Annotated in this window: 18 protein-coding genes; 12 read left to right on the forward strand and 6 right to left on the reverse strand. The window is 40.6% G+C overall.

Going from position 1 to position 18,836, the window contains the following annotated elements; genetic code table 11:
- The first annotated feature begins 81 nt into the window (after positions 1 to 81).
- From ESV85_RS11565 to ESV85_RS11605, 9 genes are all read left to right on the forward strand, one after another.
- Complete coding sequence (locus ESV85_RS11565; RefSeq protein WP_146917737.1) at positions 82 to 2,076, forward strand: PspC domain-containing protein; 1,995 nt, start codon at positions 82 to 84, stop codon at positions 2,074 to 2,076.
- A 62-nt stretch (positions 2,077 to 2,138) separates the two neighbouring features.
- The gene (locus ESV85_RS11570) at positions 2,139 to 3,539 is read left to right on the forward strand and encodes an MBL fold metallo-hydrolase RNA specificity domain-containing protein (RefSeq protein WP_146917739.1); all 1,401 of its coding nucleotides are present in this window, start codon (positions 2,139 to 2,141) and stop codon (positions 3,537 to 3,539) included.
- Positions 3,540 to 3,585: 46 nt separating this feature from the next.
- Positions 3,586 to 4,053 carry a carboxypeptidase regulatory-like domain-containing protein gene (locus ESV85_RS11575; protein WP_146917741.1) on the forward strand — a complete coding sequence of 156 codons (468 nt, stop codon included), beginning with the start codon at positions 3,586 to 3,588 and terminating at the stop codon, positions 4,051 to 4,053.
- A 420-nt stretch (positions 4,054 to 4,473) separates the two neighbouring features.
- A complete protein-coding gene (locus ESV85_RS11580; RefSeq protein ID WP_146917742.1) occupies positions 4,474 to 5,043 on the forward strand; it encodes an RNA polymerase sigma factor in 570 nt (189 codons plus the stop codon).
- Positions 5,036 to 5,839: a hypothetical protein gene (locus ESV85_RS11585; RefSeq protein ID WP_146917744.1), complete on the forward strand. Its 804-nt coding sequence runs from the start codon at positions 5,036 to 5,038 to the stop codon at positions 5,837 to 5,839. Before ESV85_RS11580 ends, ESV85_RS11585 begins: the two co-directional genes overlap by 8 nt.
- A gap of 33 nt (positions 5,840 to 5,872) precedes the next feature.
- On the forward strand, positions 5,873 to 6,904 hold the full coding sequence (locus ESV85_RS11590) for an outer membrane beta-barrel protein (protein WP_146917746.1): 1,032 nt from the start codon (positions 5,873 to 5,875) through the stop codon (positions 6,902 to 6,904).
- Between the two features lie 126 nt (positions 6,905 to 7,030).
- A complete protein-coding gene (locus ESV85_RS11595; RefSeq protein WP_146917748.1) occupies positions 7,031 to 7,831 on the forward strand; it encodes a hypothetical protein in 801 nt (266 codons plus the stop codon).
- An 11-nt stretch (positions 7,832 to 7,842) separates the two neighbouring features.
- Positions 7,843 to 8,772, forward strand: a complete 930-nt coding sequence (locus ESV85_RS11600) for a DUF4097 family beta strand repeat-containing protein (RefSeq protein ID WP_146917749.1) — start codon at positions 7,843 to 7,845, stop codon at positions 8,770 to 8,772.
- A gap of 382 nt (positions 8,773 to 9,154) precedes the next feature.
- Positions 9,155 to 9,493, forward strand: a complete 339-nt coding sequence (locus ESV85_RS11605) for a hypothetical protein (protein ID WP_146917751.1) — start codon at positions 9,155 to 9,157, stop codon at positions 9,491 to 9,493.
- 35 nt (positions 9,494 to 9,528) lie between these two features.
- Here ESV85_RS11605 and ESV85_RS11610 read toward each other — a convergent pair whose 3' ends face one another.
- The gene (locus tag ESV85_RS11610; RefSeq protein WP_146917752.1) at positions 9,529 to 10,710 is read right to left on the reverse strand and encodes a hypothetical protein; all 1,182 of its coding nucleotides are present in this window, start codon (positions 10,708 to 10,710) and stop codon (positions 9,529 to 9,531) included.
- Positions 10,711 to 10,908: 198 nt separating this feature from the next.
- Between ESV85_RS11610 and ESV85_RS11615 the strand changes: the two genes are divergently transcribed.
- Entirely contained in the window at positions 10,909 to 11,136 is a 228-nt protein-coding gene (locus ESV85_RS11615) for a hypothetical protein (protein ID WP_146917754.1), read from the forward strand.
- A gap of 21 nt (positions 11,137 to 11,157) precedes the next feature.
- Here the strand turns inward: ESV85_RS11615 and ESV85_RS11620 are convergent, their stop codons facing one another.
- Positions 11,158 to 11,466, reverse strand: coding sequence for a hypothetical protein (locus ESV85_RS11620; protein ID WP_146917756.1), 309 nt, complete (start codon positions 11,464 to 11,466; stop codon positions 11,158 to 11,160).
- Positions 11,467 to 11,805: 339 nt separating this feature from the next.
- Between ESV85_RS11620 and ESV85_RS11625 the strand changes: the two genes are divergently transcribed.
- Positions 11,806 to 13,629 carry a rhamnogalacturonan lyase gene (locus ESV85_RS11625; RefSeq protein WP_146917758.1) on the forward strand — a complete coding sequence of 608 codons (1,824 nt, stop codon included), beginning with the start codon at positions 11,806 to 11,808 and terminating at the stop codon, positions 13,627 to 13,629.
- 13 nt (positions 13,630 to 13,642) lie between these two features.
- On the opposite strand, the gene ESV85_RS11630 is transcribed toward ESV85_RS11625, so the two are convergent.
- A complete protein-coding gene (locus tag ESV85_RS11630) occupies positions 13,643 to 14,839 on the reverse strand; it encodes a coiled-coil domain-containing protein (protein ID WP_146917760.1) in 1,197 nt (398 codons plus the stop codon).
- A 264-nt stretch (positions 14,840 to 15,103) separates the two neighbouring features.
- On the reverse strand, positions 15,104 to 16,693 hold the full coding sequence (locus ESV85_RS11635; protein ID WP_146917762.1) for a hypothetical protein: 1,590 nt from the start codon (positions 16,691 to 16,693) through the stop codon (positions 15,104 to 15,106).
- A gap of 141 nt (positions 16,694 to 16,834) precedes the next feature.
- On the opposite strand from ESV85_RS11635, the gene ESV85_RS11640 reads away from it, so the two are divergent.
- On the forward strand, positions 16,835 to 17,389 hold the full coding sequence (locus ESV85_RS11640; RefSeq protein WP_146917764.1) for a DUF2911 domain-containing protein: 555 nt from the start codon (positions 16,835 to 16,837) through the stop codon (positions 17,387 to 17,389).
- 7 nt (positions 17,390 to 17,396) lie between these two features.
- Here the strand turns inward: ESV85_RS11640 and ESV85_RS22545 are convergent, their stop codons facing one another.
- Both ESV85_RS22545 and ESV85_RS22550 read right to left on the reverse strand, forming a co-directional pair.
- Positions 17,397 to 17,900, reverse strand: a complete 504-nt coding sequence (locus ESV85_RS22545) for a hypothetical protein (protein WP_223275982.1) — start codon at positions 17,898 to 17,900, stop codon at positions 17,397 to 17,399.
- Complete coding sequence (locus ESV85_RS22550; RefSeq protein WP_223275983.1) at positions 17,854 to 18,684, reverse strand: hypothetical protein; 831 nt, start codon at positions 18,682 to 18,684, stop codon at positions 17,854 to 17,856. Before ESV85_RS22550 ends, ESV85_RS22545 begins: the two co-directional genes overlap by 47 nt.
- Positions 18,685 to 18,836 lie beyond the last annotated feature (152 nt).

The raw sequence follows: 18,836 nt of genomic DNA on the forward strand, positions 1-18,836 counted from the left end.
GCATGTTACAGGAAACACACGGAGGGATGATTATCCGAAATGCGAGATTTTATATCACCGCTGAAAGAAAATTATAAACAGATGAAAAAGACGATAAGTATAAACATCAGTGGTATTCTATTCCACATCGAAGAAGACGGTTACGATACGCTCCGCAAATACTTGGATGCGATCAATCGCCACTTTTCTTCCTATAAAGACAATCAGGAGATTATATCTGATATTGAAAACAGAATTGCTGAGATTTTTCTGAGCAATTTGAAAAACAATAAGCAGGTAATCACTGCGGATAATGTAGATAAGCTCATTGAGAAAATGGGTACTATCGCGGATTTTGGTTCTGTAGAAGAGGAGAAATCTGATGCAGAACTGGAAGAAGAAAACGCCACTAATGATCAGGATTTCTATAAGTATGTCACGCCTCCGGATTCGGAAAGAAAAGGCTATAAAAAATTGGTACGCCTTGAAAACAGAAAAATTCTTGGTGGTGTGTGCGCCGGAATTGCACATTACTTCTCGATGGATCCGCTTTGGCCTAGATTGATTGCCATCCTTTTACTATTTTCTGGCAATCTGCGGTTCAACTTTGGGTTCTTGGATATTCTGCCTTTTGATAATTTCAGGATGAATCTAAGCTTCGGCATATTTGCTGCCATTGCCTACATCGTTCTCTGGATCATATTGCCAGTTTCTTATGAACTAGAGGAAGACAAAAACATCAAGAAACTCTACAGAAATCCTGATGACAAAGTTATCGGTGGTGTGGCCAGCGGTTTGGCAGCGTACTTTGGAGTAGAGGTGATTTACACAAGATTGGCCTTGGTGTTGTTGATTTTGGCCGGAGGATCAGGTTTCCTTATTTACCTAATACTATGGATCATTACTCCTGTGGCAAGCTCCATCACTGAGCGTATCCGCATGAAAGGTGGGGAAATCACCTTAGACAACATAGATTCTACGATCAAGGAAAATATCAACCCTATTCCAAAAATGCCGGAGTCTAAAACAAGACAAATTCTCTTGACTCCATTTAGGGTAATCGGACAGGTAATCGAGGCAATAGGTAGTGCTTTGGGTCCTCTGGGAAGGTTCTTCTTAAATGTAATCCGAGTGATCTTCGGTTTGTTCGTCTTCTTCATAGGATTAGGTCTGACCATCGCACCGATATTTAGTTTGGCTGTGTACATGGGCGTATTTACCAATGATGACTATAGAGTATTAATGGATAATTTCCCGGTAGAGCTATTCTCCAATCTTATCCCAATCTGGCTTGTAGTTGGTGCATCTTTCTTGCTGATTATTCCAGGTATTATCATCATTCTTCTCGGATTGAGTGTATTGATGCAAAAGAACCTGATAGGATCAAGATTTGGTTTTGTCGCACTTGGCTTATGGTTGTTGTGCGTAGGTATATGTGCTTTCCAGATTCCATTGATTGTAGCTCAGTTCAAGGAAGAAAACTGGCATAAAATAGAGAACCCTCTTCCTTTGACAGAAGGGATTTTGATTCTAAGACTGAATCCAATCGGAGAGGAATCCACATTCAATAATGTGAATCTGAAGATTGAAGGGACCTCCGATAGTATAGTGACACTTCGGGAAGATTTCTTCTCCAGAGGAAAAACTAAAGCTGAGGCGATGAATAATGCCAAAATGATAGGTTACAACTATACCGTTTTGGATTCCATTATCACCTTTGACGAAGGCTATGATGTATCTAACCTGAGCACCTTCCGTGATCAAAAATTGAATCTGTTTCTTGAGATTCCTTACGAAAAGCCATTTATCATGGAGCGCTCACTTCTCGAGATTCTGAGAAACACGATTTATAGAAATGGCTTTAGATCAAATGATCTTTCTCAAAACACGATTTGGACATTTAACCAGCAAGGCTTGGTTTGTCTGACCTGTAAAGAAGAAGTGGAGCCAGACGAGGATGGAGATTCAGAAGGAGTTAATTTCGAAGTGGAAGAACCCGATACTGGAGAATTTAACAGAGATCAACTCGATAGTATCAGTAGAGCGAAATTTAATCAATCGAAAATCCCGGCAGAAAAAGCTGTAGTAATAGACTAAGTATAGAGGCATCCAAATGGGTGCCTCTTTTTTTGTATCTTTTGATCCAAACCCAAAAGAAAATGGATATAAGCGTAAAATTTTTAGGAGCAGCAGGGACAGTGACCGGTTCTCGCTATTTATTGGATATAGGTGATTTTGAATTCTTAGTCGATTGCGGGCTCTTTCAGGGAAGAAAGGAATTGCGCCGTAGAAACTGGGATAAATTCCCCATGCCGCCAACCGACATGGAAGCGATTGTACTCACGCATGCGCACATGGATCACATAGGTTGCCTACCTAAGCTTGTCAAAGATGGATTTAGAGGGCCTATCTATTGCACTGCTGTCACAGCTGAATTGGCGAAGATTCTACTCTTGGACTCCGGAAAGCTTCAGGAAGAAGAAGCGGAATATGCAAGAAAGAAGGGCTACTCCAGACACGAAAATCCGGAGCCACTCTACACAGTGGAAGACGCAGAAGCTGTATTTCCACTTTTTGTTCCTCAGGATTTCAAAAAGCCCTTTTTCATTCATCCTGCTGTGGAAGTTACCTATTACTATGCTGGACATATTCTGGGAGCTGCTATTACCAAGATTGTAATCAAGGGAGATAAGCAAACCAAGAAGCTTGTTTTCTCAGGTGACTTAGGCAGGTATCATGACCCTATTCTCTACCCTCCAACCTTGATACCAGAAGCTGATGTAGTGTGGATAGAGTCTACTTATGGTGATCGTATTTCCACTACCGTGAAACCTGAAGAAGAACTAGAGAGAGCTATCAATGACGTGTTTTCTAGGGACGGACTGGTGATTATTCCAGCATTTGCGGTAGGTCGTACCCAGCTGGTCATGTATTATCTGTATCAATTGCTGAAAAAGGGAAAAATACCTAATGTGCCTATATACCTAGATTCCCCTATGGCAATCAATGTCTCAAATTTATATAAGCAATTTCACCAAGATCATCAGCTGATCGCAGTATTAGATAACACCGAGCAACATCCCTTTCAGCATTCCCAGCTTCATTATTATCGTAAGCAGGAACAATCCCGTACGCTGAATGACCTCAAAGGCAAGGCTATTATCATCTCTGCCAGTGGTATGGCAACGGGTGGACGTGTAATGCATCATTTGTTTCATCACTTACCGGATGAAAGGAACGGAGTCATTTTCGTAGGCTATCAGGCAGAAGGCACACGGGGAAGAAGGCTAGTCAATGGTGAGACTGACGTTAGAATTTACGGTCAGGAAGTACCAGTAAAGGCGAAAATCTACAGTGTGGAAGGTTTGTCCGCTCATGCAGATCAAAACGAATTGATGGAATGGGCTGAGGGATTTAGCACAAAGCCTAAACTCGCATTTATTGTTCATGGGGAAGAAAAAAGTTCCTCAGTGCTTGCGCAAAAACTTAAAGATGAATTAGGGTGGAATACTGTCATTCCAAATTATTTGGAATCATTTATGCTGTTTGAGGGAATTTGATAGGCTAGAGTAATTACTCTACTGGAACCCATTAAACCATCTACTCATGTATAAACTACTAAGACTTATTTTTGCAGCTGCATTTACCTCAATCTTATTTCAATGTGCTCCATACCAGCCAGAAGGCCAAGGGGTAGTAGGTCAGGTCACTTGGCTCGAAGGGAATCAGATGCCTACGATAGTGGAGGATGGTGCAAAAAATAAGAAGACAACGATGGGTGAGCCTGTGAAAAGAACCGTGAGAGTTTATCCGCTAGTGAAAATCTCTGACGTGACACTAGAAGGTGGGCTTTTCAAATCTGTCGCCACCAAGCCAATTACCGAAGTGGAGACAGACGAAAACGGACAATATACCGTCAACCTAAGTCCAGGAAGATATTCCATACTGACCGTAGAGGAAGGCGGTCTTTTCGCCAGTATTTTTGATGGAGATGGAAATATCCAGCCTGTCACCGTGAAAGAAGGCGAGTGGACTTTGCTGGATATCGTGGTGAATTATAAAGCGGCTTTTTGAGCTAGCAGATCTAAAGCTTTTTTCCCCAAGGACTACCAATTACAGATTGATTTGAGGACACGAAACCCTGGTCAGTCCGAGCGGAGTCGAGGACAATAATTTCACCTGTTGTAAAAGGGGCTTCGACTTCGCTCAGCCTGACACAGTCATTACTCTTTTGTGAATTCTAAATTTTTCTTACTCAGGATGACAATAAAATTGATCATTCTGAGACCTTTTCTTTTTAATCCTTAAATTCGACACAATATTAAGTGAAAAAAATCGTAGCTTTTTCACGATCCATAAAGACCTAATTTTAAGGAGATTAAGGGGGGAATGAAATACAAAAAGCTCCTTTAATAAATATTATTAACTTTTTTTCACTTACCCACGCAACCATTTTTTCAATACGGGCATCTACCTAATTGAAAGCTATATCAAATGTTCAGCAGAGTCAATTTTTCAAACGAATCAGGATTAGTACAAGGATGTCTCCAAGGAGACAGAATGGCGCAGCGCCACCTGTATGATCAGTACTCGGGAAAATTCTTGGCCATCTGCATCCGATACTTAAAAGATCGGGAACATGCGGAAGATGTGATGATCGAAGGCTTTATGAAGATCTTCGAAAAACTGCCTCAGTTTCAGTCCAAGGGGAGTTTCGAAGGCTGGATGAAGCGGATCATCGTCACTCAGGCTTTGATGACGTTGAGAAGCAACCGTCATCTCATGATGGAGATCAACATGGAAAATGAGACGGAATATCAGGATCACAACTATGAGCTCAATCACATGGAAACTGAAGATTTGATGAGAATGGTAGAAAGCCTCCCAGTAGGATATCGGACAGTTTTCAACCTCTTCGCAATCGAAGGTTTCTCACACCAAGAAATAGGAGATCTCTTGGGAATCAGCGAAAGCACTTCGAAGTCCCAGCTCAATCGGGCAAGAAATACTTTGAAAGAAAAAATTGCCAGTCAAACACCAAAAGAAAGGAGAATCAATGGCTAAGGAAAAAAATAATCTCGATCAGTTTTTCAAAGAAAAACTCGAAAACCATACAGAAAGACCAAGCGCACTAGCCTGGGAAAGATTGGAGTCTCAGCTTCCTCAGAAATCCAAATCCTACAAAGGAATTTGGTGGGCAGCAGCTGCTTCAATTACGATCCTTTTCACTGTGGGTTACTTGGTGTTGAGAGAAGGAGAAGTGGCTGTAGAAAAGCCAATGCTTGCTGACAACACAACTAAAGAGGTAATAGAAACACCAACTCAAACAGAAATAACAACACCAGAAATAACTGAGCAAGCGGAAAACGAAATTGAAAAGCAGCAGGCTGCTGAGGAATTGAATACTAAACCAACTACTACCACAAAACCAAAAGCCAAACCTGCTGATTCTTCTTCTAAAACTCAGAAATCTCAGACAACAAGTCCTCAAAATCTGATCGCTATGACAGAGAAGAAAGAGGAGCCAAAGCAGGAAAAAGTGCTGAAAGTAGAAGCTCCGAAAATTGAAGTGGAAACTCCAGAATTCAAACAAGCTGAACTTGCTCCTTTAAAATTGGAAAAAGCTGTAGCAGCTGTAACTGAGCCTGCGGAAGTAGAACCAGCTTACCGGGTGAAAATCTACTCTAATGGGCTGACCGAAGAACCAAAAGATAAAAATCTAATATCCGAAATCGGCAAAACTGTCAATGAAGTAGAAGGATTATTAGGCAAAGTAGATCAGGGATTTGCAGACCTGCAGGATGCAAAAAACAACCTCTTCGCCAGCATCACCACTCGCAAATCAAAATCTGAGGACTAAAACTCACCAACTAGCATTAATCGAAAACTTAAAATGAAAAAATACCTTCTATTATTTTGTTTGATGGCCATCGTGCAAATAGGATTTGCCGGAGCTATGCCATCCCTAGACCACAGCGTATCAAGTGATAGCATAGTGGTAGAATTCGGGAAATCTGGAAGAATCGTGATCATCGTGGACAGCAAAGAAGACTTTGAAAAGCTAAAACTGATGAATATCAATCAGATCATCAGAGAACTTGATCTGGAAGAAAATGAAGAAACTGGAGAAACAACAATTGTTGAGATCAAGAAAAAAGATGGCACCTCCAAGCAAGTCGTAAAAGTGACTGAAGATGGCGCAGAAACTGAAGTTTATATTGGCAATATGCGTCTCCTAGTCGATGAAACTGGTGATAACACCAAAGTACGGTTTGAGCCTGGCTTGAAAAGAAAAAGTGATCCTACATTCAGGACCTATTTCAATCTTGATCTTGGGGTGAACAATTACCTAGAGGATGGCAAATTCCCAACCTCAGATAAACCATATGCTGTAAAGGGCTGGGGAAGCTGGAATGTAGCTGTTAACTGGATGGCTGCACAGCGTATTTCCAAAGGCTTTTATTGGGACTTTGGTTTGGGCTTTCAGTTTTACAATTTCAAGTTTGAGAACAGAGATTTTCAGGCTATAAGAGGAGACGATATGATTGATTTTGTTCAAAGAACAGATGTGGACGGATTCAAGAGCAAAATCTCAGCTTCCTACATCACTGCAATGACTATGTTGGAATTGGATTTCGGGAAAATGAATGACAACGGCAGTAGAGGGGTAAGAATAGCTGCGGGACCTTATATAGGTTACCGACTTGGCGGACAATCCAAGTTTGTGTATGAGGAATTAGGCGGTTCAGGTCGTCATAAAGACAAGCAAGACACAGGGCTTTATCTTCAGAATTTCAGATATGGATTACGTGGAGAGCTAGGAATCGGGAGAGTGAAATTCTTCTCTACTTATGACATGAATACCCTTTTCCAAGAAAACAAAGGGCCATCTCTTAATCCAATCACATTCGGGATAGTCTTCTAAGGGATTTCATCATCATTATTTGAGTCACATTGAGCGGAGTCGAAATGAGCTTCGACTCCCTGCCTCGCTGCAGGCGGGCGCTCAGCCTGACATAAAAACCGAATTTTTAGTCAAAATTTTTATAACATGAAAACTACACTTCTACCACTAGTATTCTTTGTCCTTTCACTAAGCCAAGTATTTGCTCAGGACAAAGCAGACACGGTGATTTATACCAAAAGTAAAATCATCTCAGTCTTTGGAAACACATGGACTTATCACAAAAAGGAGGACGGGAAATGGTTACTCGATATCCAAGAAAACGATGAGGTCAAAATCAAAGACCTTCCTGTAAGAAATCGATTTACTGTAGGGCTTGACTCTGAGCTAGGCATCAACCAAGTGACTCCATCTGATAGAATTCCGGTAGTGAAACCATGGGGATCTTGGTTCTATGCGATCAATATGACCGGTAATACTAAAGTCTCAAAAAACTTTCGTGTATACTCTAGCCTCGGAGTAAACTGGTACAATTTCAAACTGGAAGATAGAAATCTGATTGCGGCTAAGACTCCTAGTGGCATAGAATGGGAGGAGTTTGCTGGACCTGGAGAAGGTACCAAATCTAAAATTTCAGCTTCCTATCTCAACTTTACGCTGGTTCCTACCATCCTTACTACTAACGAAAAACTCCGACTTGGACTCGGTGGATATGCCGGTGTAAGAATAGGAGGAAGAGGCAAATTTGTTTACGACGACGAGAATGGAAACAAGCAAAAGCAGTTTGAAAAGTCTAACATGTACGCAGAGAATTTTCGCTACGGAGCTCGTGCTGAAATCGGGGTAAGCAACGTTACATTGTTCTTCAACTATGATTTAAACAACCTTTTTCAAGAAAATTTAGGACCTGAAGTTCAGGCATTAAGCTTCGGAGTATTACTCAGATAAACACTAGAATTATGAAAAAACTATTCAAATTATCAAGCATGGTTTTAGCCATGATGCTGATCACAGTTGTCAGCTTTGCACAAAAAGTATTGGTAGATGCCAATAAAAACTATTCCAACATCAAAGCTATCGAGGTAAGTGGCGGCTGGCTGGATGTATCCTTCTCGGGAGGATCCAATTCGGATGTGAATGTGGAAGCTTTCTTGGAATCAACAAATGAAAAGCAAGATATCATTTTTGTGACTGTTGGCGATGTGCTGAAAATCTCCTATGAACAAAGCTCCAGCTCTTCATCTTGGGGAGATAACAGAAACAAAGGCTACATCAAAATCACAGGCCCCATGAATATTGACCTGGATATGAAAAATTCCTCTGGCACGCTTACAGTTGATAAAGTAGTAGGAGATCAGACTAATTTGAGAGTGTCTTCAGGTAAAATCACTGCCACCAATATTTCAGGAGATTTGACTATCAAAGCGAGTTCAGGTTCACTTTATGTAGATAAAGTATCTGGAGATGTGGAAGCCGGAGTGACCTCGGGAAATGCCGATATAAGCAATGTAGGTGGTAGTGTAGATTATCAATCTACAAGTGGATCTCTGACTGCTGATCGCGTGAAAGGACAATTGAGTGTTGCTCTTACTTCAGGAAATGCAAAGTTGAGCAACATAGGTTCTTTGGGATCGTTGAAATTTACCTCAGGAAACATCCGAGCTACCAATGCAGGTTTGAGCGGAAGAACCCAGTTCAGTGGCACCTCTGGCAATTTCAAAATCCAGACACCTTCAAATTTAAAAGATTATAATTTTTCTCTCAAAGCATCCTCTGGAAATCTGAGAGTCGGTGGAATCAACACAGGTAAAAACCTGGAAATTGACAATGATTCATCTAATTGGGTGAAGGGATCGATTTCATCAGGAAATATCACAATCGAGAATTAATTAGCTATAATTATATGAAAAGGCCAATCCTCATGGGTTGGCTTTTTTTGGTGTTTTTTAAACACGATGAACACGTAGGTTTTATCAACGAACAGAGCTTACATCAGTTCGTGAGTTTACCAAACCTCTTCATTTTTCCTTTTGGGGTTGTAACTCCTCGTCCCAGTTCCATATTTAGCCTCCCCATTTAGGGGCGAAACAGCCACTTTTCTTAGTGTTTTACCAATCCTACATGGGTTTGTAATTTCTTAAAATACACACTCAATCTATTTTGAGGATGGTTTTGATTTTAAAATAGCTGGTTTCTAAATACTGGTCTTTGACTTGTTCTAAAAGATAAAGCAGAGCAATCCTGCATATTTTTAACTAAACACTAGAAATCATGAGCACATCCAAATCAATGACTACCTATTCTCAAGTATTGAATTTGTTGCCGGCAAAAGGCTATGGCAAAGAATTGAATATCAAGCGAGCAGGGGCAAGTTTTGATGACTCTGAGACGATCTACCATCCTGAGCAATTGAAAATCGTCAAAGTTTACAGATTCGAAGGCGAATCCGATCCCGCAGATATGGCTGTGATCTATTTACTACATAGTGATACTGACGAAAAAGGGTTTCTGCTCAATGCTTATGGCACTTATTCCGATGAGGACAATCCGTATTATGATGAGTTTATTAAGCGGGTACCAATAAATGAAATTGAAGGATTTGAAATTTGAGTTTGCGTTTTAAAAATGAAAGTCTGCAGTATACTTCAGACTTTCTCTATAACATCAGTTTCTCCTATTCTTATTAAGAATTCAAACACGGTCATACCAGATGAATCAGGGGTAAAATCGATATTGAGAGTTGAAACATGTAGATTTTTACCAGAATTAAGGCAGTCGATGACTTCTAGTAACAAGGGGTTTTGGCGCGTGTAAATTTCATGCCCTCGTGAAAACACCAAGAGCAGATTCTCTTGTTGGCTAATTACATTTAACCTAAAAGGTGCTTTTAATTTATAGGTTCCCGCCAGGTCAATAGTAAAGGGTATGATTCTAGATTTTTTATCAAAGCCACCGTTACTGCCAAGTCTCAGTTTTAATCTAGTTACGGCAGTTTCACTTTCTTTTTGAAAGTCAAGAGCTTTTAGCAAGTCCGATTCGTCACGATGAGCTAACAAGTCGTCATTTTGAAGATTCACTTTCAGCATTTCTGTGATGAGCATTTCCTTGATTGTTTTTTTTGCGCCTCGTCGATAATCGAGTACCAAGCTTACTGAAAACTCTTCAGTGTTAGCCACGTGGTACATGTCATCGGGAAATGAAATAGCATCTCCAGGTTCTAACACATAAGGAGTGGCTGCATGTAGTATTTCTTCTACATTATGATAAGATGCGGCGTGATTTGTAAGCTTGTTATAGTCTTCAGTTTCCCAGATATAGAATGTTTTGGTAGCAGGACCAAGGTGAAATAAAATGCCGTCCTCACCCGGGCTTCCGCGATGCACTCCAAATGGCGTGTAACCATAGTCTCCCATAAAGAAAAGCGTTGACAGTCCAGCCCAAGGCGTTCCCTGTTTTTCAAGTAAAGGTGCCACATGGCTTGCCATTTCCTCTACAATTTCGTTTTCATAATCTTCTAAAAAATTCATGATTAAGCCGAAAGCTTCTCCTTGGAAGAAACGTTTTGACCATGATGTCAGAGATTCGTTTTCACGAGGTGGATCGATTACAAATCTTTCGTTCTGTGAATTGTCTTGAAGTCTGTCCTTAAAGATTTTGAGCCCATTGAAGGGTTTATTTGCCTTGGCAAAGTTCCCATTTGCTTTGGAGATAAGTGCTAAAAGTGATTCACATTCCTTGACACTGAGTAAGCTTTTCACCATTCCGGGACTTGTTAGTCCACAAGTTTCCTCTAATAGCTCATCCCACTTTTCGTTTTTCTGATTCATTTTCTTGGATTATCGTATTGCTCATTTACGTTTTGAAATTGACGCTGATGCCTTAAAAGTTGAATTCTGGATTATAATACGTAATTACTGAAGTTCTAAAGTAGTTTGAAATTAATCGCCCTGAAAGCAACGTTAAATTTGTAGGTTGAATGGAATGATTGTTGGTTTTTAATTCTGTAAATCAAAACTAATGAGATCATGATTGTACTTATTAATCAACCAACCGGAATTCTCCCTCTAAGCTATTTTGGAAAGAAGCATGAAGATGTGGATAAAGGAACCACTCGAAAAACCCCTGGAAATTCAGAAGGTGCTCAGCCTCCCAAAAGGGAAGATTACAGAAAAATAGAAAGAGAAAATGACAGGAAGAACGATCCTCAGGAAGAAACGGTAGACAATGAGGAGCGGGATAAAAATAGAAAGTGAGGTAGGTTGTAATACAACTTATCAATTTTTAGATTTTTCTGAATTCTGAACGTTTTCTTCTATGATAGCTTCCAGTTTCTCAGCTCTCTTGTGATCGCCCGCCCATTCGTATAATTCCGAAGCCTTGGCACCTGCTTTCTCTACAAAGCCTGTAGTGTCTTTTTTGGCAAGCCAGCCGATGAATTTCCGCATGAATTTGAAATACGGGGCCATAAGCAAGGAAGCAAGCGCTATTAGTAGCCAACCTACAGGTATAAACGGTACTAGTAGAGCAACAAGTCCTGCAATAAAAGTAAGGGAGGCTATAGCTGGTATAATGAATTTTCGCACTTCGTTAAGTTACGGAATAGGGAAGAAAAGCACCTAAGGAATAGCCCTAGAAGTAGTTGATTTTTGGCTAGGTACATCCCTGCTCAACTGATTCATATTTATTATGAATTTAAACCAATTCTGAAAAAGCTGCTTTTTATGTCTAGCGGTCAAGGTCCTTTTGCAATCTTTTATATTTTTGTTTATAGAGATTAAGTGTCATATAATTAAACACTTATATATTCATTAATTCAGGAGATGATAGTACCCATCCGGTGCGGATTAATGAGAGAGAACAGGAATGCCGAAGCATATACTAACTTTTTTCTATCAAATGAACTCCTCCAATAAATAAGCCTTATGAGATTTCAATTTTACATGACCTGCCTGATTTTAGTGACAGTTCCTTCATTTTTATTTGCTCAGCGCCAGATGGAAAATCTTGATCGCGGACTGGTTGCCATCAAAACAGGCGATCATGCTGCATTTGTAAGTTGGCGACTGTTCAATGAAGATCCTGAGGATCTTGCTTTCAACCTTTATCGTAAAAACGGAAAAGGTGAGATAGCTAAAGTCAATGCAGAACCTATTCATAAGGTCACTTGGTACAAAGATGAGTCCTTTGATCCATCTCAAAAGAACAGCTGGTTTGTAAAATCACTAAAAGGAAAGCAGGAGTCGGATGAAAAAGGAAGTTTTTCCATTGCCGCATCATCGCCTGTAAAGCCCTATTTTTCTATCCCTTTGCAAAAGCCTGATGGCTATGCCCCAAATGATATTTCTGTAGGTGATCTGGATGGGGATGGTCAATATGAAATTGTGGTTCACCAGGTCGGGAAAAGTCGTGATAATTCACAAAAGGGGATGACTGATCCTCCGGTTTTTCAGGCATATAAGTTAGATGGCACTTTTCTTTGGGAAATAAATCTGGGGAAAAATATCAGGGAAGGAGCCCATTATACGCAGTTTATGGTATTTGACCTAGATGGTGATGGTAGAGCAGAATTTGCCTGCAAAACGGCAGATGGAACTACAGATGCGCTGGGAAATGTCATTGGTGATACATCCAAAGATTGGCGGGACTTGGATCAGGAGTCTAGTACTTATGGGAAAATACTTTCAGGCCCAGAATATCTAACAGTATTTGAAGGAAGTACTGGAAAAGCTATTAGCACGGTGGACTATATTCCTGCTCGAGGCGATATTGGTACCTGGGGAGGAGTAGGCGGCAATGGTGGAAACGATAATTCTGGAAATCGTGTGGATCGCTTTACCGCTTGCGTGGCTTATCTTGATGGTAAGCACCCAAGTCTGGTAATGGGGCGTGGATATTATGGACGTACGGTGTTAGCGGCTTTTGATTTTACTAAAGGGGAATTGCAAAACCGCTGGGTATTTGACTCTAAAGATGGAAAGAACCCTTATTCAGGTATGGGGAATCATGGCCTATCGGTAGCGGATGTTGATTTTGATGGGAAAGATGAAATTGTTTTTGGGTCAATGGTAGTGGATGACAATGGAGAAGGTTTGTACACCACTGGACTTAGACATGGTGATGCTCTCCATGTTAGCGATCTTGATCCGTCTACTCCCGATTTGGAAGTTTTCGGAATTCATGAAATTGAAGATGGTACCAAAGGACCAGGGGTGGCATTGTTTAATGCACGAAATGGGAAGGTGCTATTTGAAGCTGCTCCAGATATTGATGTAGGCCGTGGTGTGGCCGCAAACATAGATTCATCCCGTGTGGGAGCGCAAATGTGGTGGTCGGGAGATCCCAACCTTTATGATATCAAAGGAAATATAATTGGTGAAGCACCACGCGAGCAGAATTTCCTTATTTGGTGGGATGGTGATCTTTCTAGGGAATTGCTGGACCGCAATCGAATTACCAAGTATGGTAAAGGGGTGATTTTTGAAGCAGAAGGGGCTACTTCAAACAATGGAACTAAGGCAACCCCTGCTTTGTCCGGTGATATACTTGGTGACTGGCGTGAAGAACTGATCCTGAGGAGTGAGGACAATAATGAACTTAGGATATATTCAAGCCCTATTCCCACGGCTATTAAAATGCCAACTCTAATGCAGGATTCTCAATATCGCGTCAGTATCGCTTGGCAAAATGTGGCCTATAATCAACCACCACATCCTAGTTTTTATATGGGGACAGGGATGAAAGAATGATTTTCAGATCTAATTACTGTCGCTCGATGTACATCACCGCCGAGTCCTCTACATATTTGGCAGGGTTGAAGCTGGAGTAGAATTTGTTCCGCAGGTTGTTCAGCGGGGTATTCATTGCGAGGATTTTGGAAGTGAATTCTAATGGGAATTTCCCTGGATCGGAGTAGGTTTTCAAAAGAGAATCGTATTGGTCGATATTCGCCAACATACGGGTGGTCAGCTGTCCAAATCTCAATCGCAAAGATTGAACTTTGTACATATAGGTTTCCACCTGACCTAGCCATTTGCCTTTGGTTTCCGGCAACCTATCTAGAGTAGCTATTTTATCGGAAATTGATTTTCTGCACTCATTCTTGAACATCTCCCGCTCTGAGTCCAATGTGGCTCTTAAATACCTGCTCTCGTAGCGCTGCTTGTTGATCGCAAAGTAAAGCATCTGCTCATCCAGCAGTTGAGTGTTTTCCTTCTGCAGTTGTTCCAATTCCTGATTGATCAACTTCCATTCGTGGTCGATGATTGACTTCTGTTGCTCAAACTGACTGGATATTGTCAGAATTTTAAGCATTTCAGGTGTTTTGTCGTATAGGTCTTTTTCCTTTTTTCCAAGTGTTCCCATCAGACTAGTGACGCCGGAGATGGCTGTATTTACCATGGTGCCATAGAGAGGAACCACGGAAGATGCTGTAGAAATTAACGTTAGGGAGTTTTGAAGCAAGCCGGTCATCGCATCAGTTTTGCCGTCTTTTTCATACCATTTGTCAAATTCAGTTTTCCAGGTGGAAAAAGACTTGTACTGCTGGATTTTTCCGATGCTGCCAAGCTGATCAAAGAATGATTGGGAAGTAAGAAACAATTCAAGGGGTTGAATGTCCCGCTGTATGCTGAGTAACTCAGTGAAAGCCAGCTGTCCGTTAAGATTGATTTTGGTTTTAGGGGCTTCTTCTAAGATTTTTAGTCTGTTGTCCAGCGCGAATTGAAGCTTTTCCAAGTCCTCCATTTTTTCTTTATCGGATGCGGTTTTGTTGTCTGTAGCCGCGAGTTTTTCCGTAAGTCTGTTAACTATCTCCTCGTTATTTTTCAGTTTTTCATTCAGTTCCTTGAGTTGATTATCCCGGTCAGTTTTGATTTGCTCAGTGATTTCTGTTTGGGCTTGCGCAAAAGCAGCGGAGATCAGAAAAATGAAGAGTAAAAGAGATTTTTTAGAGTTCATTTTGGGAATTAAAACGAGAAAGTGATCAATTATTAGGAGTCAATTCTCCTTAGCCAATTTTAGGCCAATTTTCTGGATATTAAATTAGCTAAGGAGGTGATTGAAAGAGTACTAAATGGAAAGTGGGGAGCAAATCACTAAAAAAATGTATCATTCAACTACTCCATAGTCATGTGTTTATGAATTGAAGCTGCCTGAGTAAAGTTTGTAAACAAATCAAATACCAATTCTCTATTGGTCTATCACTTCTAAGTCATGAGTGTTTTAGATGCTTGCTATTACTTTCTCCCCTGGTTTTAACTCTACCCTAATGAAGCTGTAGATTTTTCCATTGAGTACTGCTGTGGAGGCTTTAGTCTTCTGGTCATTTACGGATATGACTTTATGGGTACCATAAAATCTAATCTTGCAAACTAATGGAGCATCCCCTGATAAGTTGGTAATCTCTGTCTTTTTGTTGGACTGGCGCACAGTTATAGTATGCTCTCCAATCTTTAAATCAGTCAATTCAAGAAAGCCGATTTCCTCAGGCAAGCGAGGGATTGTGCTGATGGTATGATTGGCTGCATCAGGTTCTATACCCATCAGTCCTTCTACTACCTGACTCACTAGCGTAAATGGAACTTCGGGATAATCTCCGTTTTCCCCTTGCTTGATGACTACATGGGCTTTTTCCTTTTGATCAATGATATACTTCATCCATTTCCAGGCCTCATCTACTTTTCCGTAGGGGAAATAGGTATCGGGAAGATAGGTGTAAGCCTCGATATTTGCAGGTGAACCCTTCTTGGAGTTGGCTGTTCCCACTCCATCTCCAAGTTGCTCTGAGATAAAATCCAAATACTTGTCATTCCTTTCGCCTGGCTCAGTGATTAATTTCATCGGGATAAACCAGCTCGTTTCCTTATTGAAAAAAGGATACTTTTCTTGAGAGGAAGTGATTGCGCAAGAGTATAAATCTGTGCCGTCAATTACCGACCACTTTGAATTGAAATAGTTTTTGAGTGTAGCGGCCTTTTTCAATTGTTCTTTCGCTTGGAGAGTTAAATTTCTCTCAGACAAAAATGAAGCATAGGCCAAATATGCCTGATACTGAGATCCAATCGCATCTCCAGCTTCTACGGGATGAATATCTGCTTCATTGTAAGTAGCTGATCCCTCGAAAATATTCCCTTGCCCTTCAGGAATTCCATTTCCATCGGAATCATGGAGAGAAACAAAATCAGTCACTACCTTTTCATACATATTCCAGAGCTTATTATTCTCTATATATCTTCGATCACCAGTCCACAAATAGCTTTTCCAGGCTTTCTCTACCAATTCAAACATAGCTGGAATCTCTCTTACAAAAGATTCACCCTGCTTATTGGCAAATTCAGCAGGATAACCTGGGTAGGTTTCGGTGTCAGGAGGGTTTGGTGCATCTAGGGTAAATACACTTCCATCAAAATTCAAAGCCCACCAGGAATACCATTTTTTATCAGGAGTAGTGTGCTCCGCAAATTTTTCCATCATGGCATAATTCTCCTCGTCCATTCCTAGTAAATGAGCGCCATCGATCTGATGCGCAAAGTCCCGAATGTAATAAGCAGAGCGGTGCGCGTATCCAGCCCAATAGGATGGTTGGTAAGCTACTTCCTGCGCATATCCCAAGCCTTCGCCGCCTTCATGCCGATTGATCTCCCCAGATTTACCTGTCATCTTCCAAGTGTTGGCTTTTTGGACTGCCCAATGAAAGGTTTCTTCTAACTCTTTGTTATCTGATTTTAGGGAGATATTCTGACTCCAGGAGATGATGGGCAGTGTGCAAAATACAAGTAAGAAAAAATTACTTAGGGTAATGAGTTTGTTCATTTTGGGCGGTAAGATTTGAAAATGAAAAGTACAAAAAAGGTCGATCCGTGTCCTTATATAGTCTGATAATCTACAGGAATGGAAGATTTGCTTCCATAAAATTTCACTATTTTGCTTCACTTCTAACACTAATATAATCTTATGAAACACCTTATTGCCTTTCTAATTCTTCTATGTAGTTTCTCTACACTTGTCAATTCCCAGGATTTCCGAGGTACCGACAATAGCCCAATGGATGTGGCTTATTTACCTGATAATTTTGCCCATGACCGCAAATCAGGTGAGGAAGCGATTGCAAAAGCATATTACAGTAGACCTAATAAGTCTGATAGAATTGTCTTTGGAGGGATTGTTCCTTTCGGGAAAGTTTGGAGAGTTGGAGCTAACGAAGCTGTGGAATTCAAAGCATTTAAAGATTTGACCATAGGTGGTGAAAAGCTAAAAGCTGGTACTTATTCATTATTTGCAATTCCGGGAGAAACAGAATGGACCATCATCGTCAATTCAGATCTGGATTACTGGGGAGCTTTCAAATATGATGAAAGCAAAGATGTGATTCGTTTTTCAGTTGATTCCAAATCTATTCCTAAAGTAGTAGAAGCCTTCTCCATTCGATTTGAAGACCTAGGAAATAATACTGCGGTAATGCGAATGGGTTGGGATCAGACCATGGTAGAAATTCCGATTTCTTACTGATCACAAGTCATAAAAACTTCTTCATAAACTGGATAAAAATGGGATAGTCTGAGGGAATAGTCCCATGACCACCATCGTGCATATAATATCCAAGTTTATTTTCTAGCAATGAAATGTCTCCTGCAGCAGGCATTTCATTGTTTTTTGGACCATTTTCACCAAAGAGTTCATAGACTGCACTAGCCTCCTGTGCTGCTATAAACTCACCTTTCGGGTCAGACCAATAATCAACATTTCCTGTTTGAAGCAATAAAGGTCTTGGTGCGATCATCGCTACCAGCGTATGTGCATCAAAAGGAAAATCATCCACATGCGTGGAATAGGCATGGTAGTTTGGAGCAAACTGATAGCCATATCTAGTTGAGTCTGACATATGCTTGATATTTTCCCCATAATCCCTTCTGGCAATAGCTGCTCCTCCTTCGCCTGAGCAACTTGCGATGATCATTTTAAATCGCGGATCTCTAATTCCTGTCCAAAGCACTGTCTTTCCTAATCGGGAAACTCCCATTAAAGCAATTTCTCTTCGCGTCGATTTGCTCGTCTTTTTCGAAATAATCCATGGCTCTGCTAAGTCCCCACGACCATGCCGATATTGTTCCCCACTCATCCTCCTGGGGAGAAGTCTCTCCTGGCTTTAGGAATTCTTGGCGTATTCCATGCTCAAAACCCTTTTTGAAATCTGGATCTATGTCTCCATAGTAGACTGTAGCAAAACCATATCCTGCATCTATGAATTGTTCCACATTGGTGGCTCGGAACATACCGGGTTGATCTGCTTTGACTTTTTTGCCTTCTTTATTCCAGATTTCTCCCACACGTACTCCTGGATCGTCAACGGTTTGATTATTTGCAGTAAAGGAAATGGTAAAGAAAATAGGGGTTTTCTCAATGGAATTCTTGGGTAAATAAATGAGCAAATCCATGGGATGGGCTTTGCTATTTTCTGTCAAATATATTCTGACCTGTCTTCGAATAGCCTTGCCATTTAAGGCATCACTTTCCTTTTCAAAAACTTCATAAGCTATTGATTTTGGAGCTGGCGGGGTTTTTCCATACTGAAGCTCAGCTATAAAGCTCAAAAGCTCCGGTCTTCGTTCATTCATCCAAGTATCTGAATTTGTTACTTTTTGACCATTTTCAAGTGTAAGTAATTCAGGCAAAGTATAAGGGGGAATGGTAGCCTCATCATAATTGACAGGGAAACCCGCCACAAGCTTGGGAGGCTCTTGAGATTGTTGTGCGAGGCTAAGTTTAATGATGAGAAAAAAGATTATTGTAAAGGAAGTTTTCATATTGAAAAATATAATTTATAAATGGGATAGTTATACTTTTTGGATTATGTTGTTTTTAAAGCAAAAAATAAAAATGAGTTGCGGTTTATTTAAACATAGTTAATAATTATGAAGTTTCTTTTACAAGAATTGCTTGGTAGATCTTAATATAT

Source organism: Algoriphagus aquimarinus (genome assembly GCF_007997215.1).
GTDB classification, from domain to species: Bacteria; Bacteroidota; Bacteroidia; order Cytophagales; family Cyclobacteriaceae; genus Algoriphagus; species Algoriphagus aquimarinus_A.